Origin of the sequence: Streptomyces mirabilis, assembly GCF_039503195.1 — a bacterium.
In the GTDB taxonomy this organism is placed as follows: domain Bacteria; phylum Actinomycetota; class Actinomycetes; order Streptomycetales; family Streptomycetaceae; genus Streptomyces; species Streptomyces mirabilis_D.
In genome coordinates, this window is sequence record NZ_JBCJKP010000001.1 from 9,560,544 (window position 1) to 9,586,925 (window position 26,382).

Sequence of the window (26,382 nt, forward strand, 5' to 3'; positions counted from 1 at the left end):
CCGCACACCTGGCTTCGGGTACGCCGGTACTGTCCGTGCTGATCGTACTCGCTGTCGTGCTCGTCGGCCTCGTCGGCGGAGCAGGCGTGATCTGGCTCTCCCTGCTCGTGGCCGGGCCCGCGCTGGCCGCCACCACCAGCGGGCCGCGCGGGGTCCTGTGCGTCGGTCTCCTCGCCGCGGTGCTGGGTGCCGCGCTCGGGATCCGCGGCGGTCTGCCGGGCCGCGAACTGGTGGCCGTACTGTCCGGGCTGGCGGCCGTCACTCTCGCGAGTGGCCTGTCCGGCGCGCTGCGGGGACGTCGTGAGCGGGTGCTCGCGGCTGTCCGCTCGGTCGCGGAGGCCGCCCAGCACGCGCTGCTCAGGCCGGTACCGGCGACGGTCGGGCCGTTTCAGGTGGCGGTCCGCTACAGCGCGGCGGCTGCGGAGGCCCGTATCGGCGGGGATCTCTACGCGCTGCTGCCCACTCCGTACGGCGTCAGGCTGATCGTCGGGGATGTGCGCGGCAAGGGGCTGCCGGCCGTGAGCACCGCCGCACTCGTCCTGGGTGTCTTCCAGGAGGCCGCCTACGACGAGCCCGACCTCCTCGCCGTCGTCGCCAGGATCGAGCGGAGCCTGGCGCGCAACCTCGGTACCGACGACTTCGTCACCGCCGTTGTGGCCGGATACCCGCAGGCAGGGCATCTGGAGGTGGTGAACTGCGGACACGCGCCGCCGCTGCTGGCGCGTGCGTCCGGAGGCGTCGTGTCGGTGGACCCCACCCATCCCGCCCCGCCGCTCGGGCTGAGCGCTCTCACGGGCGAGACCCCCAGCCTTCAGGTGCTGCCCTTCGCCGACGGGGATCAGCTGCTGCTCTACACCGACGGGGTCACCGAGGCCCGCAACCACCACCGTGAGTTCTACCCGCTGGCCGAGGGCCTGGCGCGCCACCTGTGCGACGAGCCGGCGCGCACGCTCACCGCGCTGCACGACGAACTGCTGGCGCACGTGGGTGGCCGACTGCACGACGACGCGGCGCTGCTCCTGCTCCACAAGCCGGCGGTTGCCGACCCGGCGGTCCAGGACCCGGCGGTCCAGGACCCGGCGGTTCAGGACCGGGAGGTCCAAGACCCGGCGGTCCCCGACCTGGTGGTTGCCGACCCGGCGGTTCACGGCCTGTCAGTTGCCGACCCGGCAGTCGCCGACCCGGCCCTTCGTTACCCGGGCGTTCCGTACTCGGCCGTGCCCGAAGCGGCGGCCGAGGTCGGTCGCGACGGCTGCCCCGGCTCCGCCCCGTCCCGGGACAGCCGCATCCGGTTCGCCGAGCGGGCCGGCGAACCGGTGGACCCGGGTGTTCCGCTCGGCTCCTTCACGCCGTGCGGCCGCAACGGAGGAGGCTGACGAAGGCCGCCTCGAGGTAGGTCAACGGGCCGTGCCGAAGTCCTGCGTCCAGTAGCTGCCGGGCTGTGCGAGACCTACGCCGATCTCCTTGAAGCCGCAGTCCAGGATGTTGCGCTTGTGGCCGGGACTGGACATCCAGCCCGCCATGACCTCCTCAGGGGTGGAGTATCCGAACGCGACGTTCTCGCCGTACGCACTCCAGGTGTAGCCGGCGGTCGTGATGCGTTGACCGGGATCCGAACCGTCGGAGCCCGTGTGCGACATGTTCTGGTGGCTCGCCATGTCCGCGCTGTGGTCCTGGGCGGCCTTCGAGAGCTTCGCGTTCAGGGTCAGCGGGGAGCAGCCGACCTTGCCGCGCTCACTGTTGACCAGGGCCAGGACGCGAGCCACGGCGGCGGATGCCGGGGCCGTCGTGCCCGCGGGGCTCGGGGACGCGCTGGCGGGTGCCTTGGGTGTGGCGGGCGCCGTGGAGGCCGGTGCCTTGGGTGTGGCGGGCGCCGTGGAGGCTGGTGCCTTGGGTGTGGCGGGCGCCGTCGAGGCGGGAGCCTCGGGCCGGGACGGTGCCGTCCAGCTGGGTGCCTCGGGCGCGGAGGGTGCCGTCGAAGCGGGCGCCTCCGGTGCGGCGGGAGACGTGGAGGCCGGTGCCTCGGGCGCGGCGGGGGCGGTGGTGGCCCGCGAAGTCGGTTCCTGGGGCTGAGCGGTCCACCCGCCGCCCTTCCACCGCTTCTTCAGGGACGCGCGCTCCTGCAGGGACGCGTTCTGCCAGTTCTGCCAGTGCTTCCAGCCCTGCCAGTGACTGGAGGACTCGGCGCCCGCGCCGCTCTGGTCGTTCATACACGCCATGGCGGCGGTCGGTACTGCCAGCGCGCTGAGCACGACGGCAGCGATGGTGATCTGCCGGTGGCGCGTCTTCCTGCGGTGCTTGCTCATGCGGGCCTCGCTCGGTCGTCGCGGGGGCGCCACCGGTGGGCCGGCTCCGCACGGACAGGGTGCTTGAGCTGTGGTGACGCCGTTTGGGGCCGCCATTGTTAAAACCTGCGTGAGTAAGCGGCAACGAGCGTCACTACTAGCCGGCCTCGTAGACCTGAACGTCCTTGAATCGGGCGCATGGGTGTGCAGACCCGGCTGACCGGAGCGCGGCATGGTCTGACGTTCCGTCAGGATGCTTCACATGCCCGGCGGGCGGCGTGACGCGACCGCGTATGACGTACGACGGAGGAACATGCGCGCGTATGTCGGATTGCGGGTGGCAAGTCTGGCTATATCGCCCAGTCGTCATGTACTACCGCACCACGTTGATACGGGAACTCGGCGTGACGGATGTCACGCCGAGCTGCCGCAACCATTTCCGACGATGATGATGGCGATGGTGATGGACGACAGCGTCAGCTGTCGTAGTCGACGGCGAGTGTCTCCGTGACCGGGAACGACTGGCAGGTAAGGACATACCCCGCGTCGACCTCGGCGGGTTCGAGGGCGAAGTTGCGGCGCATGTCGGCCTTGCCGTCGGTGACCAGGGCCCGGCAGGTGCCGCACACACCGCCCTTGCAGGCGAAGGGCAGGTCGGGGCGGGTCTTCTGGGCGCCGTCGAGGATGCTCCGACCGCGGGGCAGGGCGGCGGTCGTGGAGCGGCCGTCGAGCGTGATGGTGACCTCGCTGACCGGGCCCACGACGGCCGTGTCCTGGTGGTGCACCTCCCGCACGGGCTCGTCGTCGGCGTAGAACAGCTCCTGGTGGACCCGGTCGGCCGGCACGTCGAGCCCGGCCAGCACCCGCTGGGCGTCGCGGACCATGCCGTGCGGGCCGCACAGCCACCAGTGGTCCGCGCCCGCCACGTCGACCAGCGAGCCGACGAGCGCCGACAGCCGCTCGGCGTCCAGACGGCCGGAGAGCACCTCGGCCTCGCGGGGCTCGCGGGAGAGGACGTGGGCGAGCTGGAACCGGGCCGGGTAGAGGTCCTTCAGGTCGGCCAGCTCGTCGGCGAACATCACGGTGTCGGTGCGCCGGTTGCCGTAGAAGAGGGTGACCGTCGAGCGGGAGTCCGCGGCCAGCACCGACTCGGCGATGGACAGCATGGGGGTGATGCCGGAGCCCGCGGCGATCAGCACATGATGGCCGGGGGTGGTGAGGTCGGGCGTGAAGGCGCCGGTCGGGGCCATGACGTCGACCATGTCTCCGGGGCGCACCTCCCGCACCAGCCAGGCGGAGAACAGGCCGCCCGGCACCACCCGCACCCCGATGCGCGGCACGGATCCGGCCGGAGAACAGATGGAGTACGAGCGGCGCTCGTCACGGCCGTCGATCTCGCGCCGCAGGGTGAGCGACTGCCCGGGGGCGAAGGCGAACTCATCCGCCAGCTCCGCCGGGATGTCGAAGCTGACCGCGGCCGCGTCCTCGCACAGGGGCTGCACGGCGGCGACCCGCAGGGAGTGGAAGGCCGGCCGACGGCGGGTACGCGGGCGTACCGCCGGGGCGGGGGCGGCCGACTCCATCAGGTCGTCCATCAGATCTCCTTGACGTACTCGAACGGTTCCAGGCAGGCGCGGCAGCGCCAGAGCGCCTTGCAGGACGTGGCGGCGAAGCGGGACGTCTCCTCCGTGTCCGCCGAGCCGCAGCGCGGGCAGGGCACGGCGGCCCGCCGGGTGGTGGTCAGCACGAGCGGCACCGGACCGGCCGGGCGCCGAGGCGCGACGCCGGGCGGGGCGATCCCGTGCTCGGTGAGCTTGCGGCGGCCCGCCGGGGTGATCCAGTCGCTGGTCCACGGCGGGTCGAGGACGGTACGGATCTCGACGCGCTCGTACCCGGCGGCGGTGAGCCGCGCGGCCACGTCGGCACGCATCTCGGCCATCGCCGGGCAGCCCGAGTAGGTCGGCGTGAGGCTCGCGACGACCGTGCCGTCGGGGTTGAGCGACACCTCGCGCAGCACGCCCAGGTCGGCGAGGGTGAGCATGGGCAGTTCGGGGTCCGGCACCTGTTCGGCGATGTGCCGGGCCCGTCGTACGTCGGTCAGCACGCTCACCATGTCGCCTCCGGGTGGGCGCGGGCCACGCTCTGCAACTCGGCGAGCAGCGGCGCCAGATGCTCGGTGTGTTCGCCCGCGCGTCCGGAGCCGGGCAGCGGCCGGTACACGGGCATGGGCAGTCCGCCCGCCTCGGTCACCTGGCGCAGCACGGCGACGACCTCGTCCCGTACGTCGTAGGCCGTGAACAACTCGCCCAGGTACGGGGCGACCCGCTCCAGCGCCGTACGCATCCTGCGGTGGGACTCCGCCGTCCCGTCGCCGAGTCGCACGGCCCACTCGGCCGCGTACTGGCGGTGGTAGGCCAGTTCCTTGACGCCCTTCGCGGCGATGGCGGAGAGCACCGGGTCGGGGTGCGCGGCGAGCCGCTCGAAGTGGGCGAGCCGCCAGCTGGCCAGCGCCAGGAGCCGCACTACGGAGAACGCGAAGTCCCCGTTGGGGAGTTCGGCCAGGCGTACGTTGCGGAAGTCGTCGGCGTCGCGGAAGTAGGCGTAGGCATCCTCGTCGCGGCCCGTGCCGTCCACCTGGCCGGCGCGCGCGTAGAGCAGGCGGGCCTGGCCGAGCAGGTCGAGGCCGATGTTGGCGAGCGCCACCTCCTCCTCCAGCTCGGGGGCACGGGTGGTCCACTCGGCCAGTCGCTGGGCGCACACGAGCGCGTCGTCGGCGAGCGCGACGCAGGAGGCCGCCAGCTCCGCGGCGTCCAGCCCGTCCGGCACGGTGGTGTCGACCCCGTGCAGGGGGTCCTCGAAGCCGGTGCCGTACGCCCAGCGGGTGTCGTCCTCGTGTCCCTCGGCGAGGGTCAGGTAGACGTGGTCGTCACTCATGCCCTGCTCCTCAGATGTGCGGGACGTCGTCGGGGATGTCGTAGAAGGTCGGATGGCGGTAGACCTTGTCGGCGCTCGGCGCGAAGAACGGGTCCTTCTCGTCGCGGGTGGAGGCCGCGATGTACTCCGAGCGCACCACCCAGATGCTCACGCCCTCGTTGCGACGCGTGTACAGGTCACGGGCGTGGGTCAGGGCCATCGCGTCGTCGGCGGCGTGCAGCGAGCCGACGTGTACGTGGTTCAGTCCGCGCTTGCCCCGTACGAACACCTCGTACAGCGGCCAGCCGTCCTTCTTGCCGTCGATGTCGTTCATGCCGCCGCTTCCTTCCGGGCTCGCTCGCTCTGCTTGGCCGCGTGGGCGGTGGCCGCCTCACGGACCCAGGCGCCCTCCTCATGGGCCGTCCGCCGCCGGGAGATCCGCTCGGCGTTGCACGGTCCGTCGCCCTTGATGACCCGCATCAGCTCGTCCCAGTCCGGGGTGCCGAAGTCATGGCGTCCGCGCTCCTCGTTCCAGCGCAGCTCGGGGTCGGGCAGGACGACGCCCAGCTTCTCCGCCTGCGGGACGGTCATGTCCACGAAGCGTTGGCGCAGTTCGTCGTTGCTGTGGCGCTTGATCTTCCAGGCCATGGACTGGGCCGAGTTGGGGGAGTTGTCGTCGGGCGGCCCGAACATCATCAGCGACGGCCACCACCAGCGGTCCACCGCGTCCTGCACCATCGCCCGCTGGGCGTCGGTGCCGCGCATCATGGTCAGCAGCAGCTCGTACCCCTGGCGCTGGTGGAACGACTCCTCCTTGCAGATCCGCACCATGGAGCGCGCGTAGGGGCCGTAGGAACTCCTGCACAGCGGCACCTGGTTGCAGATCGCGGCGCCGTCGACGAACCAGCCGATCACGCCGACGTCGGCGAAGCTCAGGGTGGGGTAGTTGAAGATCGACGAGTACTTCTGCCGGCCCTCGATGAGCCGCTCGGTGAGGTCGGCGCGGTCCGCGCCCAGGGTCTCGGCCGCCGAGTACAGATACAGCCCGTGCCCGGCCTCGTCCTGGACCTTCGCGAACAGGATGGCCTTGCGGCGCAGCGACGGCGCGCGGGTGATCCACTCGCCCTCCGGCTGCATGCCGATGATCTCCGAGTGCGCGTGCTGTGCGATCTGCCGGATCAGCGTCTTGCGGTAGCCGTCGGGCATCCAGTCGCGCGGCTCGACCCGCTGGTCACGCGCGACGGTCGCGTCGAAGTGCTCCTGAAGCCGCTCTTCGGCCGCCGGCCCGACGCCGTCGGCGCCGGTGGCGGCGGAGTGTGTCGTGGTCATCGATACCAGCTTCCCTACCGACCATTCGTTCGGTTCCAGTGTGACGGTTTTCTTCCGGACGGGCAAGACTTTCGTGCGGCCGGGCAGGGCCCGGGGCCGGGGCACGAGACCAGAACCCGGGACCAGGGCGCGGGACCCGGTGCCAAGGCGCGGCCCGGGCCGCTCAGGGCCAGGTGTAGAAACCCTGCCCGGTCTTCCGCCCGAGCTCGCCGCGCGCGACCTTGTCACGCAGCAGCCGCGGCGGCGCGAAGCGGTCCCCGAGCGTGGCGTGCAGGTGCTCGGCGATGGCGAGACGTACGTCCAGTCCGACCAGGTCGGTCAGGCGCAGCGGGCCCATGGGGTGCTTGTAGCCGAGACGCATGGCGTCGTCGATGGCATCCGGTCCCGCGACCCCCTCCTCGACCATGCGGATCGCCTCGAGGCCCAGCGCCACGCCGAGGCGGCTGCTGGCGAACCCGGGGGAGTCCTTGACGACGACGTCCTTCTTGCCGAGGGCGTGCGTCCAGGCGAGCGCCAGCCCTACGGTCGCGTCCTCGGTCTCCGGGGCGACGACGATCTCGATCAGCTCGGAGGCCGGTACCGGATTGAAGAAGTGCATGCCGAGGAAGCGCCCAGGGCGGGAGAGAGCCGACGCGAGACCGGTGACCGACAGGGAGCTGGTGTTGCTGGCCAGGACGGTCGCCGGACTCAGGGCCCGCTCGGCGGCGGCGAGCAGCCGGGCCTTGAGCGAGGCGTCCTCGGGGACGGCCTCGACGACGAGGTCGGACGTCCGCGGCAACTCGTCGACCGAGCCGACGACGGTGATCCGGCCGAGTACGTCCTCGGCGCGCGCGTCGAGCCTGCCGCGCTCGGCGGCCCGCGTCAGCCCGGTGGCGACCCGGTCCAGCGCGGCGGCCGCGGCGTGCTCGCCGCTCTCCACGACGGTCACGGACGATCCCGCGGCCGCGAACGACTGGGCGATACCGGCGCCCATCCGGCCGCCGCCGATCACGCCCACGACGGAGGGTGCGGACGCGGTGCCTGTCGCGGCCGTGTTCATGCGCTGCTCCTCTTCTCCAGGAAGCGAGTCATCCGCTCCCGCTTGTCCTGTCCTTCGAACAGCACGGCCTGCGCCAGGTCGTCGGCGACCGGATGGGCACCCGGCGAGTCGACCACGAGCTTGGTCAGGCGCAGGGCCGCGGCCGAGGAGCGGGCCATCCGGTCCAGCAGCGCGTGCGCCTCGTCGAGGAGCCGGTCGGCCGGTACGACATCGATGACCAGCCCGGCCGCCAGCGCCGCCGGCGCGTCCAGGTTCCGTCCGGCGAGCAGCACCTGCTTGGCCACCGACTCGCCGACCAGCTCGGGCAGCCGCCAGCAGGCCCCTGCCGCGGCGAGGATGCCGAGCCCCGGCTCCGGGTTGCCGAACACCGCGTCCGGTCCCGCGATGCGCAGATCGCAGGCGTACGAGAGTTCGGCGCCGCCGCCCAGCGCCCAGCCGTCGACGGCGGCGAGGGTCGGCATGGGCAGTCTGCGCACCCGCTCGAACAGGCGGCTGTTGATGCCCTGAAGGGCCTCGTCGCGCCCGCGTCGCACCAGCTCCGCGATGTCGGCGCCGCCCGCGAAGACACCGCCGTGCCCGGTCAGCAGCAGGAACTTCGGGTCACGTTCCAGCAGGTCGCACACGGCGTGCAGTTCGCGGATCATCAGCCCGCTGATGGCGTTGCGGGCTTCCGGGCGGTGCAGGGTGACGACGGCCCGGTCGTCGCGCTCCTCGACCAGCAACGTCTCGTACATGGCGCTCATAGGCGCTCCTCGACCAGCGGGGGACTCGTCCGCGGCGCTCATACGCGCTCCACGAGCATCGCGACGCCCTGGCCGACACCCACGCACAGGGTGGCCAGGCCCCGGCGGGCGTCCTCCCGCTCCAGCCGGCCGATCAGCGTGAGCAGGATGCGGGCGCCGGAACAGCCGAGGGGATGGCCGAGCGCGATGGCACCGCCGTCGGCGTTGACCTTCTCCTCGTCGAGCTTCAACCGCCGCATCACCGCGAGTGCCTGCGCGGCGAACGCCTCGTTCAGCTCGACGGCGTCCAGGTCGCCGCTCTCCAGGCCGGCCCGGGCAAGGGCCTTCTCGGTGGCGGGGACGGGGCCGAGCCCCATCAGATTCGGCTGTACGCCGGCCGAGGCGGCGGTGAGGATCCGGGCGCGCGGGGTGAGCCCGTACCGCTCGACGGCCGCCGCGCTCGCCACCACCAGCGCGGCGGCGCCGTCGGACAACGGCGAGGAGGAACCGGCCGTGACGATGCCGTCCGGCCGGAAGATGGTCCGCAGGGTGCCGAGCTTCTCCAGGGTCGTACCGGGGCGCGGGCCCTCGTCGCGGGTGACCTCGCCGTCCTTCACCCGCACCGGCACGATCTCGCGGTCGAAGCGGCCGGCCTCCTGCGCGGCCACCGCCCGCTGGTGGCTGCGCAGCGCGAAGGCGTCGGAGTCGGCGCGGGTGATGCCGTCGAGCGCGGCGACCTCTTCGGCGGTCTCCCCCATCGACAGGGTCACCTTGGCCGTCTCGGGCCCCGCGCCCGCCGGCACGGCCCGGTCGATGGCCGTGAAACGCGGGTTGGTGAAGCGCCAGCCCAGCGAGGTGTCGTGCACCTCGCCCGGCTTGGCCCACGGGCTGCCGGGCTTGGCCATCACCCAGGGCGCGCGGGTCATCGACTCCACACCGCCGGCGACGACGAGGTCGGCCTCCCCGGACCGGATCGCCTGGGCCGCGTTCGCGACCGCCGTCAGCCCGGACGCGCACAGCCGGTTGACGGTGTAACCCGGCACGGTGTGCGGGAGGCCGGCGAGCAGCACGGCCATGCGGGCCACGTCCCGGTTGTCCTCACCGGCCTGGTTGGCCGCGCCGAGGATCACCTCGTCCACGGCCTCGCCGGGGATCCCACTGCGCCGCACCGCCTCGCCGACGACCAGGGCCGCCAGGTCGTCCGGCCGTACGGAGGCCAGTGCGCCCCCGTACCGGCCCTGCGGGGTGCGGGCGCCGTCGATCAGAAAGACCTCGTCAGGCATCTGCGGACTCCTCGGTGTGTTCCTCGGCGGTGGCGGCCCGACGCGACTGGAGCGTGGCGAAGCGGCCGGTGACGAAGGCGGGGTGGGAGAGGGTGGCGCTGGCCGCCGGCTTGGCGGCGCTGCCGTGGAAGTCGCTGAAGGCGGCGGACTGGTTCACGAAGACGCCGCCGGTGGGGTTCTCCGACAGATGCACTCCCGCGTCGAGGGCCGCCAGCTCGGTGGCGTCGAGCACGTCCTCGTCGGTGGAGTGGACGGCGGCGGTCAGCGCCCCGTGCGCGCGCACGGCCAGGATCTCCGCCGCTCCACCGGCCCGGGCGTCGGGGCCCGCGGCACGCCAGGGGCCGGTGGCGGCCCGTGCGGCGGCCACGGCCTCGTCCGGTGCGAGGCGGGGGTAGGTGACACCGAGCGGGAAGCCGTACGGGGAGGCCTCCGTGGCGGATGTCGTGCCGCTCGCCGGGTGACCGGGCAGCTCGAGGTGACCGCCCAGCCGGTCATGGAAGGCAGCTTCCCCGGCCTTCGTCGCGTCCTCCCCGTACACCGACCTGCTGGGCGACTCCGGATACGGGGTCCAGTGGCCGCGGCTCGCGGTGGCGGCGACCGCCTGCTCCAGCAGGGCGCGGTGACGGGCGAAGAAGTGTGGACGCTCGGGGAGGTTCTGGGGCATGCGTTCCACCTCTTGACAGGCAGTGGTGATGCTGGATTACTAGGCCGTGCCGCACGCTAACCGAATGTTCGGTCGGGACACAAGATGGTGAAAAAGGTGAAGCAGGCCACAGGAGCGACCTCGGCCGGGGCGACGCCCGCCGAGGTGATGTTCGCCGCGGACGAGGCGTCCCGCGCGCTGGGCATCGAGCTTCTCGAGCAGGGTGAAGGGACCGCCGTGCTCCGGGTGACCGTGACGCCGGCGATGGTGAACGGACACGGGATCGCCCACGGCGGCTATCTGTTCCTGCTCGCCGACACCGCCTTCGCCTGCGCCTGCAACAGCCACGGACCCGTGACCGTCGCGGCCGGGGCCGACATCGACTTCGTCGCCCCGGCGTACGAGGGTGATGTCCTGGTGGCCACGGCACGGGAGCGCACCCGGTTCGGCCGCAGCGGCATCTACGACGTGAGCGTGCTGCGCGGCGACGAGGTGGTCGCGGAGTTCCGCGGACGCAGCCGCAGTATCAGAGGCACGACGACGAAGGAGTCGCGATGAACACCGCAGCGACGGCCGGCGCGGCCACGGGACCCCGCCCGGCCCGCCTGGGAGAGCCGCTTCCCCAGGATCTGCTGGACGACGGCGAGCGCCTCACCCGCGAACAGCTGAGGGAGCTCCAACTCGACCGACTGCGGGCGACGTTGCGGCACGCGTACGACAATGTGGAGCTGTACCGCAGGAAGTTCGACGAGGCCGGGATCAAGCCCGAGGACTGCCGCTCCCTGAAGGACCTGTCGCGGTTCCCCTTCACCACCAAGGCGGATCTGCGGGAGACGTACCCCTTCGGCATGTTCGCCGTCCCGATGGCGGACGTGCGGCGCATCCACGCCTCCAGCGGCACCACGGGCCGCCCCACGGTCGTCGGATACACCGAGAACGACCTCTCCATGTGGGCCGACATGATCGCCCGCTCCATCCGTGCGGCCGGCGGCCGGCGCGGGCACAAGGTGCACATCTCCTACGGCTACGGCCTGTTCACCGGCGGTCTGGGCGCGCATTACGGCGCCGAGCGCGCCGGCTGTACGGTGATCCCCGCCTCCGGCGGCATGACGGCCCGCCAGGTACAGATCATCCAGGATTTCGAGCCCGAGATCATCATGGTCACCCCGTCCTACATGCTCACGCTGCTCGACGAGTTCGAGAGACAGGGCGTCGACCCGCGCACGACCTCCCTCCAGGTGGGCATCTTCGGGGCCGAGCCGTGGACGGAGGCGATGCGCCGTGAGATCGAGGAGCGCATGGACATCCACGCGGTCGACATCTACGGCCTGTCCGAGGTGATCGGCCCGGGCGTGGCGCAGGAGTGTGTCGAGACCAAGGACGGGCTGCACGTGTGGGAGGACCACTTCTACCCCGAGGTGGTCGATCCGTTCACCGGCGCCGTGCTGCCCGAGGGCGAGGAGGGCGAGGTGGTCTTCACCTCCCTCACCAAGGAGGCCCTGCCGATCATCCGTTACCGGACCCGCGACCTGTCCCGGCTGCTGCCCGGCACCGCCCGGCCCGCCTTCCGCCGCATCGAGAAGATCACCGGCCGCTCCGACGACATGATCATCCTGCGGGGTGTGAACGTGTTCCCCAGTCAGATCGAGGAGATCGTGCTGCGCACGCCCGCAGTCGCCCCGCACTTCCAGGTGCAGCTGACCCGGCGCGGCCGGATTGACCACATGACCGTCCGCGTCGAGGCGCGTCCCGGGGCAGGGGCCGAGCAGCGGGAGGCGGCCGCGAAGACGATCGCCCAGGGCGTCAAGGACGGCGTGGGTGTCACCGTCGAGGTGGCGATCGTCGACCCGGAGACCCTGGAGCGCTCACTGGGCAAGCTCCGCCGGGTGAAGGATCTTCGTCAGCAGTGACCTGTCGGTGACCGCGGGAGCGTTTCTCCCCGACCGCGGGCCGAGCGGGGAGCGCTCGGCCCGCGGCCCGTGGCGGTCAGGCGGTGACGAGGGTGAGTCCGTACGTACTGAGGATCTCGTTCACGGGCTGGAACCAGGTCTGGCCGCCGCTCGTGCAGTTGCCCCAGCCGCCCGAGGTCACGCCCTGGGCCTGGTCGCCGGTGATGAACGAGCCGCCGGAGTCACCGGGTTCGGCGCAGACGCTGGTGCCGGTCAGGCCGTAGACGGATCCCTGGCTGTAGTTGACGGTCTCGTTCTGGGTCAGCACGGTGCCGCAGTGCCAGTGGGTGGTGGATCCTGACCGGCAGATGGACGAGCCGACGGGGGCCACGGCCGAGCCGCGGACCAGTACGTCGCTGACGGTGCCCCAGCCGAGTACCACGGGTACGGTCCACCAGCCGTTGCCGATCCGGATGTACGAGTAGTCGTTGCCCGGGAACGACGACCCGGCGAAGGTGCCCATCGCCGAGCCGTCCCAGCCGGCCACCGAGCTGCCGGCCGAGCCGCAGTGGCCGGCGCTCACGAAGCCGCCCACCACGGAGAAGCCTATGGAGCAGCGGGTGTTGCCGTTGATGTAGTACGGGTCGCCGCCGACGGTGCCCGCGGAGAACGTGCGCGGCGTCTGCGCGGTGGCGGAGGTGTGGACCGTGAGCAGACCCGCCTCGCGCGCGGGCGCCAGGAACGCCGTCACCGCGGCGCTGTGTTCCGCGCCCCTTCGGACCTCGGCCACCAGGGTGCTGGTGCGGGGGTCGACATGCCAACTGCGGACGGCTGTGGGGGCGCCGTCCGACGTGGCGGTGTCGTCGAGGGCGGCCTTGGCCGCGTCCAGCGTCCGGGCGCTGTGTGCGACCCGTACGACCGTGGCGCCGGTGGCTCGTACGGCGTCGGCCGCCGCGGTGCCCGTGTCGGTGACTCCGACGACGAGGGTGCCGCGCGCCGGGTCGTACCAGGAACCGCCGAACGTCCGCCCCGCCGCCCGTTCGGCCCGCGGCGCGAGTTCGGCGGCGGCGGTTTCACGCTCGCCCCTGGCGCGGGCCTGCGACGCGGTGAGGCCGAGGTCCCGCCGCATGGCGGTGACCAGGCCGGGGGAGAGGGGGCGGGGAGTGGACGGTCGTGCCGTCGCCGTGTCGACGGGCAACAGCCCCACAGTGCACGTGCCGAGGGCTAACAGGACGGACAGGCCCCAGCGAAGACGCGTAACACGTCGCATGGGTGAACCCCTTCCATTCTCAACTGCCGGAGAAGGTATGGACCTTTGGGGTTCAGTGTTGGAAGCATGTTGCGTGCATGTCAATGGCTGTCGATACGGAACGGACTCGTCGCGCCTCTCGTGCTCGCCTCACTCGGAAGTTAAAGTATCAATATCGCCGTATTGCGATGTTCGTCCCCTTTGGTGCAGGGGTGAGGGTCATGGGCGCTACCGAAGCGGCACCCGCCACGCATGCCGGGCCTCCCGGCCTGAGGCGGGAAGTCGGATTCATCGGGCTGATCTGGGCCTCGGAGGGGTCGATCATCGGCTCCGGCTGGCTGTTCGGCGCGCAGGGTGCGCTCGCGGCGGCGGGCCCGGCCGCGATCATCTCCTGGGGGATCGGCGGCGTCGCGATCCTCATCCTGGCCCTGGTGCATGCCGAACTCGGCGGCATGTACCCGGTGTCCGGCGGTACGGCCCGCTTCCCGCACTACGCGTTCGGCGGCGCTGCGGGAGCGTCGTTCGGCTGGTTCTCCTGGCTCCAGGCGGCCACGGTGGCACCGATCGAGGTGCTGGCCATGATCACGTACGGCCAGCACTACTCATGGGCGAACGGCTGGCTGAAGACCCAGGGGGGCCAGCACATCCTGACCGCTTCCGGGATCGCCGTCGCGGTCGGGCTGATGGCGGTGATCACCGCCATCAACTTCCTCAGCATCCGCCTGCTGGCCCGCACCAACAGCGCGGCGACCTGGTGGAAGGTCGGCATCCCGCTGCTGACGATCTTCGTGTTCGCCGTCGCCCAGTTCCACGTCGACAACTTCACCGCCGCCGACGGGTTCAACCCCTACGGCACCAAGGGCATCCTGTCCGCGGTCTCCTCCAGCGGCATCATCTTCGCGCTGCTGGGATTCGAACAGGCCGACCAGCTCGCCGGTGAGAGCGCCAACCCGAAACGCGACATCCCGCGTGCGGTGATCGGCTCCATCGTCATCGGCGCGATCATCTACATCCTGCTTCAGGTCGCGTTCCTCGCCGCGCTTCCCGCCTCCCAGATCCAGGGCACCTGGGCCACCGCCGCCTTCAACACCCTGACCGGTCCGTTCGCGCAGGTCGCCACGCTCATCGGTCTGGGCTGGCTGGCCACGGTCCTCTACCTCGACGCGGTGGTCTCGCCCGCGGGCACCGGCCTGATCTACATCACCGGCTCCTCGCGGGTCTCCTACGGACTCAGCCGCAACGGCTATGTGCCGTCGGCCTTCGAGGCGACCAACCGGAGCGGGGTGCCGTGGGTCGGTCTCATCGCCGCCTTCGTGGTCGGCTGTGTGTGCTTCCTGCCGTTCCCGAGCTGGCGCTCGCTCGTGGGGCTGATCACCAGTGCCAGCGTGCTGATGTACGCCGGTGCGCCCCTGTCCTTCGGGGTCTTCCGCCGCCGTCTCCCGAACGTCGACCGTCCGTACCGGCTGCCCGGCGGCGGCTGGATGTCCCCGTTGGCCTTCGTCGTCGCCAACTTCCTGATCCTGTGGTCGGGCTGGACCACGGACTGGAAACTGGGCATCGCGATCCTGATCGGCTACGTCATCCTCATCGTCAACCGCGTCTTCAGGATGAACCCGGTCACTCCCCAACTCGATCTGCGTGCCGCTCAGTGGCTCCCCGCCTACCTGATCGGCATGGGCCTCGTCGTCTACGCCAGCGACTTCGGCCCCCTCAGGCATCCGTGGTTCCCCTTGTGGTGGGACCTGGCGGCGGTCACAGTCCTCAGCCTCGCCATCTATTACTGGGCCATGGCGGTTGCCCTCCCCACGGAACAGATCCAGCGCATGGTCGACCAGGTGGTCGTTCCGGAGGAGCCCGCGCTTCCCTGAGCACGGGGCTGCTCCCCTGCGCGTTCCCTGATCTCCGCACGGATGTGGGCGCGGTAGCGCCCACGCGGGATCCGTGTGCCCCGTCGACCATGGCCTGCCACCTTTCCGCGGTCGCGACGATAGAGAGTCAAGTTGTAGTTAGAAGGTATCACTGAACTTCTTGACTCTCCTCTTCGTGTTGCGTTATAACTTCTCACGAACGCAAAAGTGAGTAACCAACGCGGAGCGCAGTGGAGGTCGTCATGAACGCCGAAGGACTCGTCGAGGTCGTACTGCCGGGCAAGGTGGAGCCGGAAGGGCTGGAGATCCGGTACGGAGCCGTGCCCGCCGCGGGCGTCGGCCAGGTCCTGATCCGGATGGAGGCGACCGGGGTCTCCTTCGCGGAACAGCAGATGCGCCGCGGCCGGTACTACGACCAGCCGGCGTTCCCGTTCGTGCCCGGCTACGACCTGGTCGGCACCGTCCTCACGACCGGCGAGGGCGTCGAGCCCGCTCTGGCCGGCACCCGGGTGGCCGCGCTGGTCAAGGTCGGCGGCTGGGCGAGCCACGTGCTCGTCGACGCGGCGGACGTGGTGCCGGTGCCCGACGGGATCGGCGCTGCGGAGGCGGAGACCGTGGTGGTCAACGGCATCACCGCCTGGCAGATGCTGCACCGCAAGGCACGCGTCCGCGCGGGGCAGACCATCCTGGTCCACGGTGCCAACGGCGGCGTCGGCTCGGTCCTGGTCCAGCTCGCCCAGGCCGCGGACGTGAAGGTGATCGGTACGGCGTCCGCACGTCACCACGACGCGCTGCGGGAGCGGGGCGTCATCCCCGTCGACTACCGCACCGAGGACGTGGTCGCACGGGTCCGCGAGCTCGCCCCCACCGGGGTGGACGCCGTCTTCGACCACGTCGGCGGCCGCAGCGCGGTCGACTCCTGGCACCTCCTCGCGCCCGGCGGCACGCTCGTCTCGTACGGCAGCGCCTCCACCCGGGACGACGAGGGCTCCAAGCAGTGGCCCGTGCTCAAGCTGCTCGGCCGGGTGTGGCTGTGGAACGCGTTGCCCAACCGCCGCCGCGCCTACTTCTTCAATGTGTGGGCCGGGCGGGCGCTGGCCAAGAACCGGTTCCGGGCCCAGCTGCGCGCCGACCTCACCCAGGTCTTCGGAGCCCTCCAGCGCGGTGACGTCACCGCCCAGATAGCCGCCCAACTGCCCCTCACCCGCGTCGCCGACGCCCTGCGACTGGCCGAGTCCGGCACCGTCGCCGGGAAGGTCGTGCTGAACCCGTAGCGGGGTCTTCCGCAGCCGCCCGGTCGCACACCTTGCCGGGCGATCGCACACCTTGCCCCTGCCATCCCTCCCTGCCCAGAAACGCGAGGAACCGCCATGACCGGCACCCCCACCACTCACACGCCCGCCCCCGCCACCCCGAGGCGTCGCCGGGCTCGGCTGCTCGTCCCCGCGGCGATCGCCGTCCTCGCCTTCACCGCCACGACGGCCGCCGCGGACACCTCACCGACAACCGCGGTCGGGACGGCCACGGCCCACGACCGTCGGGGGGCCGAGCAGAAGCCGAAGGCGATGCTCGACGCGTGGCTGCGGCTCTGGAACGGCGATTTCGCCCAGGCCCCGGGGATCATCTCTTCCGGATTCCGCGTCCACGCCGCCCTCCTCGACGGCGGTGACGGCAGCTCCATCCGGGGCGTCGACGGCCTGGTGACCTGGATCGGCCAGACCCGCGCGGCATTCCGCGACCTGCGCTTCACCATCGAGGTTCCCCCGCTGGTCGACGGCCGCTACGCATCGGTGCGCTGGACGGCCACCGGCACCTACGCCGGCGGCTTCCCCGGCGCCAAGGCCCAGCCGGGAACCGTGGTCACCTTCACCGGCACCGACACACTGCGCATGCGGGACGGCAAGTTCGCGGAGTACTGGGTCAACACCGACACCCTGAGCCTGCTCACCCAGCTCCAGGCACTCTGAAGCACGCACCCCCGCGGCAGCTGCGGTCACGGGTGTGTCGTCGGCACGGTCCGGTGCCTGACATGCCGTTGAGTGGAGCAATGACCGGTACGCCGTACCGAGTCCCAGCAGGCTGGGCGTCTTGCCGAAACCGTGTGCCAGGAGTTCCGTGTGAACAGGCTGCATCAAACGAGCCGTCAGTCGTGTCGTCCACTCGCGGGCCCGCTCTCGGTGCATCCCCCTGCCTCGCTGGTGTCCGAGTTCCCGCCCCTCGCACAGCGTCGCGGGACACCGTGAGGTGGCGGGGCCGCGGCGCGGAGGCAATGAGCGCCACGCCGCACCCGAACAGCACGGGCCGCTCGCTGCCGGCACCCCCCATGTGGATGCGCTGGCTCCCCCTCTTCTACGTCGCGGCCGTCCTGTTGATCGAGCCCCTCACGCCCGTGGAGTGGCCGGTGAGCTTCCTGCTGATCGCTCTCCCGTTGGTGGCCGCCTTCGCGCACGGCCCCGTGACGGTCGTCTGTGTCACCGTCTTCGCCGTGGTGTTCGAAGGGGTTCTGGCCGGTACCCCGTGCTGTGCGGGACGTTCCGTCGGCTACCTGTGGGACCGCCACTACGTGGCCGCCTACTTCTGCACCGCTCTCATCGGCACCCTGGGAACCATCCTGGCCGTCAGCCGGATGCGACGGGAGCGCACGCTGGCCACCGTGCGCTTCGTGGCCGAGATCGCCCAGCGCGTCCTGCTCAGGCCCGTTCCGCACCGCGTCGGTGACATCCTGGTGGAGAGCTTCTACCTCTCCGCCGACGCGGAGGCACGCGTCGGCGGCGATCTCTACGAGGCGGTGCCCACGACGCACGGCCTCCGCCTCGTGATCGGCGACGTCCGGGGCAAGGGTCTGTTCGCCGTGGAGACCGCCGCCACCCTGCTCGGCGCCTTCCGGGAAGCCGCCCACGACGAACCCGATCTCGCCGCCCTGGCGGAACGGGTGGAGACCAGCATGAGTCGCCGGGCCGCCGACTACACGAGCAGCGACATGGCCGAGCGCTTCGTCACCGCGGTCTTCGTGGAAATCGTGAGCCGCGACCGTGTCGTGCGGATCGTCAACTGCGGCCACCCGCCCCCGCTGCTCATCAGCGCCGCCGAAGTCACCGAACTGGAGACGGCCCAGTCCTCACCGCCCCTCAACCTCGGAGTGCTCGTCGGAGAGCCGTTCCGCACCGACGAACATCCCTTTCGGCCGGGCGATCAGCTCTTGCTGTACACCGACGGCGTCACCGAGACACGCGACAGTGACGGCGCCTTCTACCCGCTCGTCCAGCGCATCCGCTCCTGGGGAGTCCTCCCGCCCCGGGAACTCCTCGACCGGCTCCACCACGATCTGCTCGCCTACAGCGACAACCATCTCAACGACGACACGGCCGCACTCATCGCCTGCTACATCCCCGACGAACCGCGGGCACCCACCGACCCGCACGCGCTCTGAGCCGGAGCGATCAGCGAGGATCCGGGCGGCCGCTCGTGATGCGGTTCCACAGGGAGCGGGTGGCACCGAAGCCGCTCTCGTGGACCCACACGTGCGTGCAGGACGGGCACTGAAGGTGGAGCAGGCTGCCGGTGTTGGAGAGCAGATAGCGCCAGTGGTCGGAGCAGGTGCGCCGTTGCTCGCACGGTGCGCAGCCGCGACTGTCGTTGCAGTTCGGACAGCTCACCCAGGCACGGCGCCCGCGGTCCGCCTGCGGGTCAAGCGGCAGCATGGCCGCCTCCGCGCGGGGGCAGCACGCCGGCCGCGACCAGGTCGTCGTACAGGCGTTGCTGCTCCTCATCGAGACCGGAGTACAGCAGGTCGTACGCGGCCTCCTCGCCGCGCATGACCTCCATCGGGTCCCAGTCGGGGCCGAGGGCGGCCAGGACCTGGGCCTGTCGTTGCACCTCCTGTGCGGTGAGGTCGACGGAGAAGTCGACCAGCGCGGCGGTGCCGTCGGGATGCGGGGGGGTATGTGGGGCCATGAAACGAAACTTAGGTATGCCTTCTTTGCCGGGGCAAGAGGGGGTGGCCGAAGTCACAGCAGGTCGGCGGCTGCTTCGGCGGTCTCCGCAGGGTCGCTCGTGCCGGATCGCCGCCCGTTGTGACCGGAGGGGTCAGCTGGGCTTCTCGCCGGTTTCGCAGATGCGGCGGGCGACCTCGCGCAGTTTGATGTTGCGGTCCTGGGACGCTTTCTTGAGCAGCTTGAACGCGGAGTCCTCGGTCAGCGCGTAGCGCTCCATGAGGATGCCCATGGCCTCGCCGATCTCGTGACGGGTCTCCAGGGCGTCACCGAGCTGCTGATGTGTACGGGCCGCGGAGAAGGCCACGGCCGCGTGCGAGGCGAGGATCCAGCCGGCCCGCTGAGCGGCCTCGTCGAAGGTGCGCGGCCGGTGGGAGTACAGGTTGAGGGCCCCGAGCTCGTCGTCCTCGGTGAAGAGGAGAAAGCCCATCACGCTCCCCATGCCCAACCTTCTCAGCTCGGGGGCGAAGTGGGACCAGCGCTCATGCGGTCGGCTCAAGTCCTCGATGGTGTAGATCTGCTGACGGTCGGTCACGGCGTCGAAGCACGGACCTTCCTGCAGATCCTGCTGGATCCGGTCCGCACGTCGCACCACGTCGCTCGTCGCCGCCAGAGGACGTACCTCGCCCCGCCGCACGGTGAGGATGCCGGCGTCGTCACAACCGTTGATCAGAACCGTCGCGTGCTCCACGACGCGGTCGAGTGTGGCCTGGACCGTGTCCTGGGCCAGCAGATCCCGCGCCATTTCCGCCAGGGCGACGGCGAACTGCTCCCAGACCTCGCCGGGCTCCTGCGACATGTGCCACCTGCTTGTTCGTCGAAGCGCCGCCGACGCTCATCCGCGGTCCCATTTTGCCACTCGAGCGTCCCCGCCGCGCCGGACGGGCGGGTGGGGGAGCCGTGTCCGTACACGGCTGTCCCCGCCATTCCTCGTTCAAACCGCGCCGTCCCCGCGAAACCGTCTGTTTCGCAGGTGCGATCAAGGGTGACCCGAAGGAGGACCGAAGTCCCACGAACAACAGATCGCGCAAGACCATCGTGATCACAGGAGGCACCCATGAACGACTGGCGCGAGTCCGCGGCCTGCCGGAACGTCGACCCCGATCTGTTCTTCCCCATCGGCAGCACAGGCCCCGCGCTGCCGCAGGTCGAGGAGGCGAAGGCCGTCTGCCGACACTGCCCCGTCCGTGAGGAGTGCCTGAGCTGGGCGCTCGACACGGGGCAGACCATCGGCGTCTGGGGCGGTACGAGCGAGACCGAACGACGCGCGCTGAGGCGACGTACGGTCGCCCGTAGGTCCCGGGACACCGGATCGTAGACACGCGGGTCGCGAAGGGCGGGCGACGCCCGCGCGGTGCGAGGACACCCTGTGCGAAGAGGCGTGGGGCGATGAAGAGCAGGACATCCCGCCGACGAGACCCGGGAGGCGCGATGGAAAGCGACCCGAACGGGGACGAGAAGGTGCCGAGCGACGAGCCCCAGGGCCTGACCAGCACCTTCCCCGGACAGCTGCGCAACGTGACCGACGCCCGCCTCGTGGCGGACGGCTATCTGTGGGAACTCGCGCGGACGTCACCGCCCGGAGCGGCCGAGCACTGGGACGACATCCTTCTGGTGGTGACGGAGCTGGCGGCCAACACCGTCCAGTACGCTCCCGGCCCCTTCGAACTCCGGATCCGCCCCACCTTCGACGGCGTGCATGTCACGCTCCGTGACAGCAGCAGGACGCCGCCCGCGCCGCGCCGCGTCGACCCGGCCCACGGCGCGGGCGGAATCGGCTGGCACCTCCTCCACGCGCTGTGCCACCAGGTGAGCGTCGTGGTGCGGCCCGACGGCAAGGATGTGCACGCTTTCCTGCCCTGGTGAGCGCTTCTTCGCCGCCGGCAGGTGTCGGTTCGCGCGAACGGGGCACACGGGACTGCCGAAGGACACATCAGCCCCCGCACCCGAACGAGGTGGAGCAGTGAGCCTGGAGCAGCGCCGAGCGTCCGGTCCCGTCGACGACACGGGTGACGAGGTGCCGGAGCCCTCCGACGAAGAGCGTGCCGCCTGGGCGCGGGTACGCCGCTCGGCCACGGGAATGTGCCACCCCGAGGCGAGGTCCGCGCTGGCCACCGCCCGGAAGGAGGCGCGTGGCGGTTCGCCCACCGGGCGGGACGCGGTCGTCGCACGGGCGGAGGTCGAGGAGTGGGAGCGGGTCACCGGGACGCTCGCCGACCACGCGGGACCCTACGACCCCGCCGACGACCCCTTCGTCCAGGGCGAGCAGGACGCTCGCGACGGCCCCGCCCCCGTTGCCCCTCGCGCACGGACACTGCCGCGCCAGCGGTGAACGGGACCCGGAACCGGACCGGGATCTGGATAGGGCCCGGGATCGGGGGAGTGCCCCGGAGCAGCCCCGACCGCATTGTCAGTGCCCTCCGCAACAATGCTGAGCAGCGAGAACGTCACCGCTCCCGGCGGTACGCGATCGAACCCGTCCGTCGAAAGGCCGCCCGCACATGACGCCCGCTCTCCGACGCCGCGCCGTGCCGCGAGCCCTGAACGGAGACCGCTGATGATGCTCCGATCCCTCCCGCGCACGCCCGCTCCCCTCGGCCCCGGCGGTGCGGAGGTCCTGCGTCTGATCACCGTCCAGCGCGTCCTCGTCTGTCTCACCGTGCATGTCAACGGGCGGCGCCGGTACGGGTACTGGCAGCCCTTCAGTTCCGGTTCCGGGCGCGGTGGTTGTTACGTGGCGCTGCCCACGGACGAGTGTGACGCGCTGCACGCGGCGGGCCGGATCGAGCTGGGTGACCCGGTGGTGGATCCGGCGAAGACCACGTACCCGGTGCGCCCCGTCGTGCGAGGCGCGCCCTCCGCGACCGGCACACCCCGCCAGGTCCTCACGGCGTGAACTCGTTCCGGCCGCGGCCGATCACAGGAGTACGGCGGCGTCGTACTCCCAGCCCTCGTGATCCCAGTCCTAGTGCGGTGAGAGTGGTACGACGGCCGTGATGCACTTGCCGCCGGCGCGGAGCTCCGCGATGGTGATGTCGCGGGCGAGGCGGCAGATGATCGGCCAGCCATGGCCTCCGATCCTCATGGATCCCGGCTCGGCGGGGTGCTCTGCCGGTGTGGGCAGTTCCCGGCTGTGGTCGCTCACCGACAGGCGTATTTCCCGGTCGACCAGCACCACCTCGAACTCGGTGACACCGCCGCCGTGCATCATCGCGTTGGTGGTGAGTTCCGAGGCGACGAGCAGAGCGTCGCCGACGGCGACGGCATCGCCCGTGCCGTCGCGCCCGCCGGACCGTCGTACGTCCTCTTCGAGTGCGTGCCTGATCGCCTCGCGCACTTCGGCAGGGCTGCGCGGTCCGGGTGAACGCAGTCGGCCGGGAACGGTCGTGGTGTCGGGGGAGTTCGTCCGGTGCTCCGCACACATGCCTCTCTCCTCTGCGCTCTACCACTACGCCTGACCTGGGAAGCTCAGCGCAAACCTGTCCGTTGCGACAGGACGCCCTCCGGGGGTCGTGATCAACTTTCGGGTGATGGCCGGGGCGGGCGTGGCGGGGCGGAGCGTCGCGTGGACCCGTTCGAGGCGCGTGCCCGCAAGGGAAAGCCTCCTGACGAAGCGGTAAGTCATCGCATTCAGTACATAAATGGACGTTACATGCGAGTGTCACGAAAATATGGCTGATGGGTAACAGCACTCATGTATCGCCCGAATCGTCGGGGAGTGAGAGCAATGTGTGCGCGTCGGCCAGCAGGCCGCACACCCGCACACGCACCCCGGAACGGACCGCGTAGGACGGCCGCGGGATGCCAGCACCCAGTAGGAGGGCTTTGTGTCCGCTTCTGCTTTTGTGACCGTTCGTCGTCTCGCCGCCGCCACGTTGACGGTGGTGGCGGTGGCCGGGGCGGCGACGCTGCCGGCGTCCGCGGCCGACCGCGCGGATCGCGAGGCCGCCGTGAGGATCGCCGACGTGCAGCACGGCTTCGTGGGCGACGGGGTCCGCTCCAACCGTTCGCTCAACAGCGAGTGGGTGGAGGTCACCAACGGCGCCCGCCGTGCGGTGAACCTGAGCGGCTGGACGCTGTCGGACCGTGACGGTCACACGTACACCTTCCATCACTACCGCCTGGACGGCCGCTCCGTCGTCCGTGTCCACACCGGCATGGGCCGCGACACCTCCCACGACCTCTACCAGGACCGCCGCACCTCCGTGTGGGGCGACCGCTCCGACACGGCCGCCCTGCGCGACGAGCACGGCCGCCTGGTCGACACCTTCTCCTGGGGCGCCCGTCACCCCGGGAACCGTGACGGCGCCTACGGGGATGAGCGTGGAGTGGAGTACCGCGGCGGCGGGCGTGCCGGTGAGCACCGGGGTGAGCGTGGCGGCGAGCACGGTGGCCCTCGTGACGTCGGTGACCGCCACGACGTCGGCGGGCGTCACGACGTCGGTGACCGCCACGACCTCGATGGGCGTCATGACCTCGATGGGCGTCATGACCTCGGAGGGCGCCACGGTGAGCGTCACGACGGCCGCCGTTGATCCTGTTCCGTCGCTGACCGTGTAGCCGTACGGCGGCTCGACCGCCCTGGTGGAGGACCCCGCCCCGGTGGCGGGGTCCTCCCACGCGTACCTGACGGCACCTTGCCGCAGCGGCATACGATGTTGCCCATGGCGCAAGACAACGGTGAGCTGGACGGCCTGGTACGCAAACGCATCCGCGCCCTGCGCGTGGCCCAGGGCTGGTCCCTGGAGGAGCTGGCCGCCCGCGCCCGGATCAGCCCCTCCACGCTCAGCCGCATCGAGAACGGCCGGCGCCGCCTGGCACTGGACCAGCTCGTCACCCTCGCCCGCGCCCTGGACACCTCCCTCGACCAGCTGGTCGAGACCGCCGCGGACGACATCGTCTCCCACCCGATGATCGACGCGGCCCACGGGCTGATGCGCTGGCCCATCAAGGCAGAACCCGGCATGACCGTCGTACGCCAGCGCATGACCGACCCGCCGCCCGACAACCCCTCGCGCATGCGGGCCCACCCGGGCCGCGAATGGCTCGTCGTTCTCTCCGGCACCGCGAGCCTGCTTCTGGGCAATCGGCGCTTGCGGATCGAGACCCACCAGGCGGCGGAGTTCCCCACGATGCTCCCGCACGCCATCGGCGCCGAGGGCGGACCGTGCGAGATCCTGGGCATCTTCGACCGCGACGCCCGCCGCGGCCACCAGCGTGGCGAGGGCGTAGGGACAGCGAACCGCCCGTCACTGTGACCGTTTGCGTGTTCCGCAGTCCGGCGGGCCATCGTCTTGCGCATTCAGCAACCCGCCAGGTCACACGCGGAGGGCCCGCTTAGCGTGGCCGCATGAACCACCTCTCCCCGCACACAGCGCCCCAAGGCGGGCACCATGTTCACGAGCACGAGCACGAGCACGAGCACGAGGCAGGCGACCAGGCGGAGATCCTCGACCTGGACGCGGAAGTGCTCGCCGAACACATCGCGTCCCTCACCGCCTGGCTGTCCGTCGGCACCAGCCCCCGCCGCATCGTGGACCTGGGCTGCGGGACCGGAGCCGGCACCCTCGCCCTGCTCGAGCGCTTTCCCGAGGCGGAGTTGACGGCTGTCGACCTGTCAGCCGCCCACCTGCACCGTCTGCGGGAGAAGGCAGCCGCAGTCGGTGCGGCCGACCGCGTGCGCATCGTGCGGGCCGACCTCGACGCGACGGCGTGGCCCGAACTCGGCACGCCGGAGCTGGTCTGGGCATCGGCCTCCATGCACCACATGCCCGACCCCGACCGCACCCTGCGCCAGGTTCACGACCTGCTGGCACCGGGCGGGCTGTTCGCCGTCGTCGAACTGGCCGGCTTCCCCGGTTCCTGCCCGAGGACGCCCCGGAGGACGCTCCCGGTCTGGAGGAGCGCTGCCATGCCGCACTCGACCACCATCACGCCGAGCAGGTTCCCCACCGCGGAGCCGACTGGGGAACCAAGCTGACAAAGGCCGGCTTCATCGTCGAAGGCGAGCGCACCGTCACCGTCGACATCGGCCCGCCCCGCACCTACGCGGCAGGCCGCTACGCACTCAGCAGTCTGCGCCGCATGCGCGGCAGCGTCGCATCCGCCCTGACGGCCGAGGACCTGACCGCTCTCGACCGGTTGCTCGACACCGGCGGCCCGCACAGCATCCTGCGCCGCATCGACCTGAGTGTGCGCACCGAGCGCACGGTGTGGGCCGCACGCCGCACCTGACGTTACGACGCGCAGACGTTCTTCAACTCGTCGGCCGCGTCATTGATCTTGTTGGAGTCCGGGTTCGTGTCGCCGTTCAGGATGGCCTTGTTGTAGTCGACGACGGCCTTGTCGAGCTTGTCGACCGCCCTGTCGACCTTGCCGTCGCCCGTCTTGTCCCCGATCCTGTCGAGGTTCTTGTTGATGGTCTCGATGGACTTGTCGGTCCGGGTGGGATCCTTCGCCGCGTCCAGGCCGGCCTCGTTGATGACCTTGAGGCTGTCGGCGATCGTGTCGGCGTTCTGCAGGCAGTCCAGTGAGTTGTCGACGCCGTCGCAACCGGTGGCGAGCCCGGCGGTCAGGGCGATGGCGGCCAGGGTGGTGGCGAGAGTGGCGACGCGGCGTCCACGTCGGCGGTCGGCGGCCATGGGAGGGTCCCTTCAGAGGAATGCGGGCGTGACTGGGTGAGGGGGCAGCGGAAGCGGGGTGGGTCGGCCGGTCAGTACCAGGGCTGGTCGACCGCCTGGACCGGCTTCTTCCGGCGGCCTGCGGCGAGGCCACCGGCGGCGCCCAGCGAGACCAGACCCATGCCGACCGCGGCCATGATCCCCTTCACGCCGTCCAGGGTGACGTAGCAGACCGCGGCCACGGCGCCGTTGAACAGGAACAGGCACCACAGCACCGGCGGCGTCGAGAGGAACGCCTTGATCTTCGGCTTCTTCGCGATGCGCGACCCGGCCACCAGTGCCACGGCGATACCGGCGTACGTGGCCACGTCCTTCTGCGTGCCGTCGAGGACGGCGCCGGAGGCGGAACTCGCGGCGAGACCGCCCACGAAGAACGACCAGAGCAGCAGGTTGGCGACGAACGACCGCACGGCGGCGAGCAGTGACTTCACGGGATCTTCGTTCGGCAGGGGACGCGCAGGTCCGTTGCGATCTCTGCCGTCAACGATCC

At 71.0% G+C, this 26,382-nt stretch carries 29 protein-coding genes and 2 pseudogenes; 14 read left to right on the forward strand and 17 right to left on the reverse strand.

The window, feature by feature from the left end; all coding sequences use genetic code 11:
- Window positions 1-35: 35 nt before the first annotated feature.
- A pseudogene (locus AAFF41_RS43330) lies at window positions 36-1,052 on the forward strand (PP2C family protein-serine/threonine phosphatase); the annotation flags it as partial.
- Window positions 1,053-1,397: 345 nt separating this feature from the next.
- On the opposite strand, the gene AAFF41_RS43335 reads toward AAFF41_RS43330, so the two are convergent.
- The 10 genes from AAFF41_RS43335 to AAFF41_RS43380 form a co-directional block, all read right to left on the reverse strand.
- Window positions 1,398-2,306: a CAP domain-containing protein gene (locus AAFF41_RS43335; RefSeq protein ID WP_319751140.1), complete on the reverse strand. Its 909-nt coding sequence runs from the start codon at window positions 2,304-2,306 to the stop codon at window positions 1,398-1,400.
- Window positions 2,307-2,761: 455 nt separating this feature from the next.
- Window positions 2,762-3,880: a 1,2-phenylacetyl-CoA epoxidase subunit PaaE gene (paaE, locus tag AAFF41_RS43340; protein ID WP_343325796.1), complete on the reverse strand. Its 1,119-nt coding sequence runs from the start codon at window positions 3,878-3,880 to the stop codon at window positions 2,762-2,764.
- On the reverse strand, window positions 3,880-4,398 hold the full coding sequence (gene paaD / locus AAFF41_RS43345; RefSeq protein ID WP_319751138.1) for a 1,2-phenylacetyl-CoA epoxidase subunit PaaD: 519 nt from the start codon (window positions 4,396-4,398) through the stop codon (window positions 3,880-3,882). The genes paaE and paaD overlap by 1 nt, the downstream gene beginning before the upstream one ends.
- Entirely contained in the window at window positions 4,392-5,219 is an 828-nt protein-coding gene (gene paaC, locus AAFF41_RS43350) for a 1,2-phenylacetyl-CoA epoxidase subunit PaaC (RefSeq protein WP_319751137.1), read from the reverse strand. Before paaC ends, paaD begins: the two co-directional genes overlap by 7 nt.
- 10 nt (window positions 5,220-5,229) lie before the next feature.
- Window positions 5,230-5,532, reverse strand: a complete 303-nt coding sequence (gene paaB, locus AAFF41_RS43355) for a 1,2-phenylacetyl-CoA epoxidase subunit PaaB (protein WP_054232532.1) — start codon at window positions 5,530-5,532, stop codon at window positions 5,230-5,232.
- Entirely contained in the window at window positions 5,529-6,527 is a 999-nt protein-coding gene (paaA, locus tag AAFF41_RS43360; protein WP_060895979.1) for a 1,2-phenylacetyl-CoA epoxidase subunit PaaA, read from the reverse strand. Before paaA ends, paaB begins: the two co-directional genes overlap by 4 nt.
- Window positions 6,528-6,690: 163 nt before the next feature.
- On the reverse strand, window positions 6,691-7,566 hold the full coding sequence (locus tag AAFF41_RS43365) for a 3-hydroxyacyl-CoA dehydrogenase family protein (protein WP_319751136.1): 876 nt from the start codon (window positions 7,564-7,566) through the stop codon (window positions 6,691-6,693).
- Window positions 7,563-8,309: an enoyl-CoA hydratase/isomerase family protein gene (locus AAFF41_RS43370; protein ID WP_319751135.1), complete on the reverse strand. Its 747-nt coding sequence runs from the start codon at window positions 8,307-8,309 to the stop codon at window positions 7,563-7,565. The genes AAFF41_RS43365 and AAFF41_RS43370 overlap by 4 nt, the downstream gene beginning before the upstream one ends.
- Before the next feature lie 38 nt (window positions 8,310-8,347).
- The gene (locus AAFF41_RS43375; protein ID WP_319751134.1) at window positions 8,348-9,571 is read right to left on the reverse strand and encodes a thiolase family protein; all 1,224 of its coding nucleotides are present in this window, start codon (window positions 9,569-9,571) and stop codon (window positions 8,348-8,350) included.
- Window positions 9,564-10,235 (reverse strand): aldehyde dehydrogenase family protein, encoded by a 672-nt coding sequence (locus AAFF41_RS43380; RefSeq protein ID WP_319751132.1) that lies wholly within the window; start codon window positions 10,233-10,235, stop codon window positions 9,564-9,566. The genes AAFF41_RS43375 and AAFF41_RS43380 overlap by 8 nt, the downstream gene beginning before the upstream one ends.
- A gap of 84 nt (window positions 10,236-10,319) precedes the next feature.
- Here AAFF41_RS43380 and paaI point away from each other — a divergent pair, with 84 nt between their 5' ends.
- Together paaI and paaK are read left to right on the forward strand one after the other, a co-directional pair.
- Window positions 10,320-10,772 (forward strand): hydroxyphenylacetyl-CoA thioesterase PaaI, encoded by a 453-nt coding sequence (gene paaI, locus AAFF41_RS43385; protein WP_388414198.1) that lies wholly within the window; start codon window positions 10,320-10,322, stop codon window positions 10,770-10,772.
- The gene (gene paaK / locus AAFF41_RS43390) at window positions 10,769-12,124 is read left to right on the forward strand and encodes a phenylacetate--CoA ligase PaaK (protein WP_343325797.1); all 1,356 of its coding nucleotides are present in this window, start codon (window positions 10,769-10,771) and stop codon (window positions 12,122-12,124) included. Before paaI ends, paaK begins: the two co-directional genes overlap by 4 nt.
- A 76-nt stretch (window positions 12,125-12,200) precedes the next feature.
- Here the strand turns inward: paaK and AAFF41_RS43395 are convergent, their stop codons facing one another.
- A complete protein-coding gene (locus AAFF41_RS43395; RefSeq protein WP_319751130.1) occupies window positions 12,201-13,373 on the reverse strand; it encodes a S1 family peptidase in 1,173 nt (390 codons plus the stop codon).
- Between the two features lie 200 nt (window positions 13,374-13,573).
- Between AAFF41_RS43395 and AAFF41_RS43400 the strand changes: the two genes are divergently transcribed.
- The 4 genes from AAFF41_RS43400 (at window position 13,574) to AAFF41_RS43415 (ending at window position 18,650) form a co-directional block, all read left to right on the forward strand.
- Window positions 13,574-15,220, forward strand: coding sequence for an APC family permease (locus AAFF41_RS43400; RefSeq protein ID WP_343325798.1), 1,647 nt, complete (start codon window positions 13,574-13,576; stop codon window positions 15,218-15,220).
- 242 nt (window positions 15,221-15,462) lie between these two features.
- Window positions 15,463-16,494: a medium chain dehydrogenase/reductase family protein gene (locus AAFF41_RS43405; protein WP_319751127.1), complete on the forward strand. Its 1,032-nt coding sequence runs from the start codon at window positions 15,463-15,465 to the stop codon at window positions 16,492-16,494.
- A 96-nt stretch (window positions 16,495-16,590) separates the two neighbouring features.
- Window positions 16,591-17,187 (forward strand): ester cyclase, encoded by a 597-nt coding sequence (locus AAFF41_RS43410; RefSeq protein ID WP_319751126.1) that lies wholly within the window; start codon window positions 16,591-16,593, stop codon window positions 17,185-17,187.
- Between the two features lie 302 nt (window positions 17,188-17,489).
- On the forward strand, window positions 17,490-18,650 hold the full coding sequence (locus tag AAFF41_RS43415) for a PP2C family protein-serine/threonine phosphatase (protein WP_343325799.1): 1,161 nt from the start codon (window positions 17,490-17,492) through the stop codon (window positions 18,648-18,650).
- 10 nt (window positions 18,651-18,660) lie between these two features.
- On the opposite strand, the gene AAFF41_RS43420 is transcribed toward AAFF41_RS43415, so the two are convergent.
- The 3 genes from AAFF41_RS43420 to AAFF41_RS43430 form a co-directional block, all read right to left on the reverse strand.
- Window positions 18,661-18,921 carry a hypothetical protein gene (locus AAFF41_RS43420; protein WP_054232522.1) on the reverse strand — a complete coding sequence of 87 codons (261 nt, stop codon included), beginning with the start codon at window positions 18,919-18,921 and terminating at the stop codon, window positions 18,661-18,663.
- Window positions 18,908-19,174 carry a DUF6400 family protein gene (locus tag AAFF41_RS43425; RefSeq protein ID WP_319751124.1) on the reverse strand — a complete coding sequence of 89 codons (267 nt, stop codon included), beginning with the start codon at window positions 19,172-19,174 and terminating at the stop codon, window positions 18,908-18,910. The genes AAFF41_RS43420 and AAFF41_RS43425 overlap by 14 nt, the downstream gene beginning before the upstream one ends.
- 132 nt (window positions 19,175-19,306) lie before the next feature.
- Window positions 19,307-20,011, reverse strand: a complete 705-nt coding sequence (locus tag AAFF41_RS43430) for a GAF and ANTAR domain-containing protein (RefSeq protein ID WP_319751123.1) — start codon at window positions 20,009-20,011, stop codon at window positions 19,307-19,309.
- A 258-nt stretch (window positions 20,012-20,269) separates the two neighbouring features.
- On the opposite strand from AAFF41_RS43430, the gene AAFF41_RS43435 reads away from it, so the two are divergent.
- From AAFF41_RS43435 to AAFF41_RS43450, 4 genes are all read left to right on the forward strand, one after another.
- On the forward strand, window positions 20,270-20,530 hold the full coding sequence (locus AAFF41_RS43435) for a WhiB family transcriptional regulator (RefSeq protein WP_319751122.1): 261 nt from the start codon (window positions 20,270-20,272) through the stop codon (window positions 20,528-20,530).
- A gap of 113 nt (window positions 20,531-20,643) precedes the next feature.
- Window positions 20,644-21,078, forward strand: a complete 435-nt coding sequence (locus AAFF41_RS43440; protein WP_319751121.1) for an ATP-binding protein — start codon at window positions 20,644-20,646, stop codon at window positions 21,076-21,078.
- Between the two features lie 97 nt (window positions 21,079-21,175).
- On the forward strand, window positions 21,176-21,544 hold the full coding sequence (locus tag AAFF41_RS43445; RefSeq protein ID WP_343325800.1) for a hypothetical protein: 369 nt from the start codon (window positions 21,176-21,178) through the stop codon (window positions 21,542-21,544).
- A 225-nt stretch (window positions 21,545-21,769) separates the two neighbouring features.
- Window positions 21,770-22,108, forward strand: coding sequence for a hypothetical protein (locus AAFF41_RS43450; protein WP_319751119.1), 339 nt, complete (start codon window positions 21,770-21,772; stop codon window positions 22,106-22,108).
- A 69-nt stretch (window positions 22,109-22,177) separates the two neighbouring features.
- Here AAFF41_RS43450 and AAFF41_RS43455 read toward each other — a convergent pair whose 3' ends face one another.
- On the reverse strand, window positions 22,178-22,636 hold the full coding sequence (locus tag AAFF41_RS43455) for an ATP-binding protein (protein WP_319751118.1): 459 nt from the start codon (window positions 22,634-22,636) through the stop codon (window positions 22,178-22,180).
- A 421-nt stretch (window positions 22,637-23,057) separates the two neighbouring features.
- Here AAFF41_RS43455 and AAFF41_RS43460 point away from each other — a divergent pair, with 421 nt between their 5' ends.
- The 3 genes and pseudogenes from AAFF41_RS43460 (at window position 23,058) to AAFF41_RS43470 (ending at window position 25,446) form a co-directional block, all read left to right on the forward strand.
- Window positions 23,058-23,747, forward strand: coding sequence for a lamin tail domain-containing protein (locus tag AAFF41_RS43460; RefSeq protein WP_319751117.1), 690 nt, complete (start codon window positions 23,058-23,060; stop codon window positions 23,745-23,747).
- A gap of 129 nt (window positions 23,748-23,876) precedes the next feature.
- Complete coding sequence (locus AAFF41_RS43465) at window positions 23,877-24,470, forward strand: helix-turn-helix domain-containing protein (protein ID WP_319751116.1); 594 nt, start codon at window positions 23,877-23,879, stop codon at window positions 24,468-24,470.
- Window positions 24,471-24,562: 92 nt separating this feature from the next.
- Window positions 24,563-25,446 (forward strand): annotated as a pseudogene (locus AAFF41_RS43470) (class I SAM-dependent methyltransferase).
- A 2-nt stretch (window positions 25,447-25,448) separates the two neighbouring features.
- Here AAFF41_RS43470 and AAFF41_RS43475 read toward each other — a convergent pair.
- Both AAFF41_RS43475 and AAFF41_RS43480 read right to left on the reverse strand, forming a co-directional pair.
- Window positions 25,449-25,853 (reverse strand): hypothetical protein, encoded by a 405-nt coding sequence (locus tag AAFF41_RS43475; protein ID WP_319751115.1) that lies wholly within the window; start codon window positions 25,851-25,853, stop codon window positions 25,449-25,451.
- Between the two features lie 71 nt (window positions 25,854-25,924).
- Window positions 25,925-26,323, reverse strand: coding sequence for a hypothetical protein (locus AAFF41_RS43480; protein ID WP_319751114.1), 399 nt, complete (start codon window positions 26,321-26,323; stop codon window positions 25,925-25,927).
- Window positions 26,324-26,382: the final 59 nt, after the last annotated feature.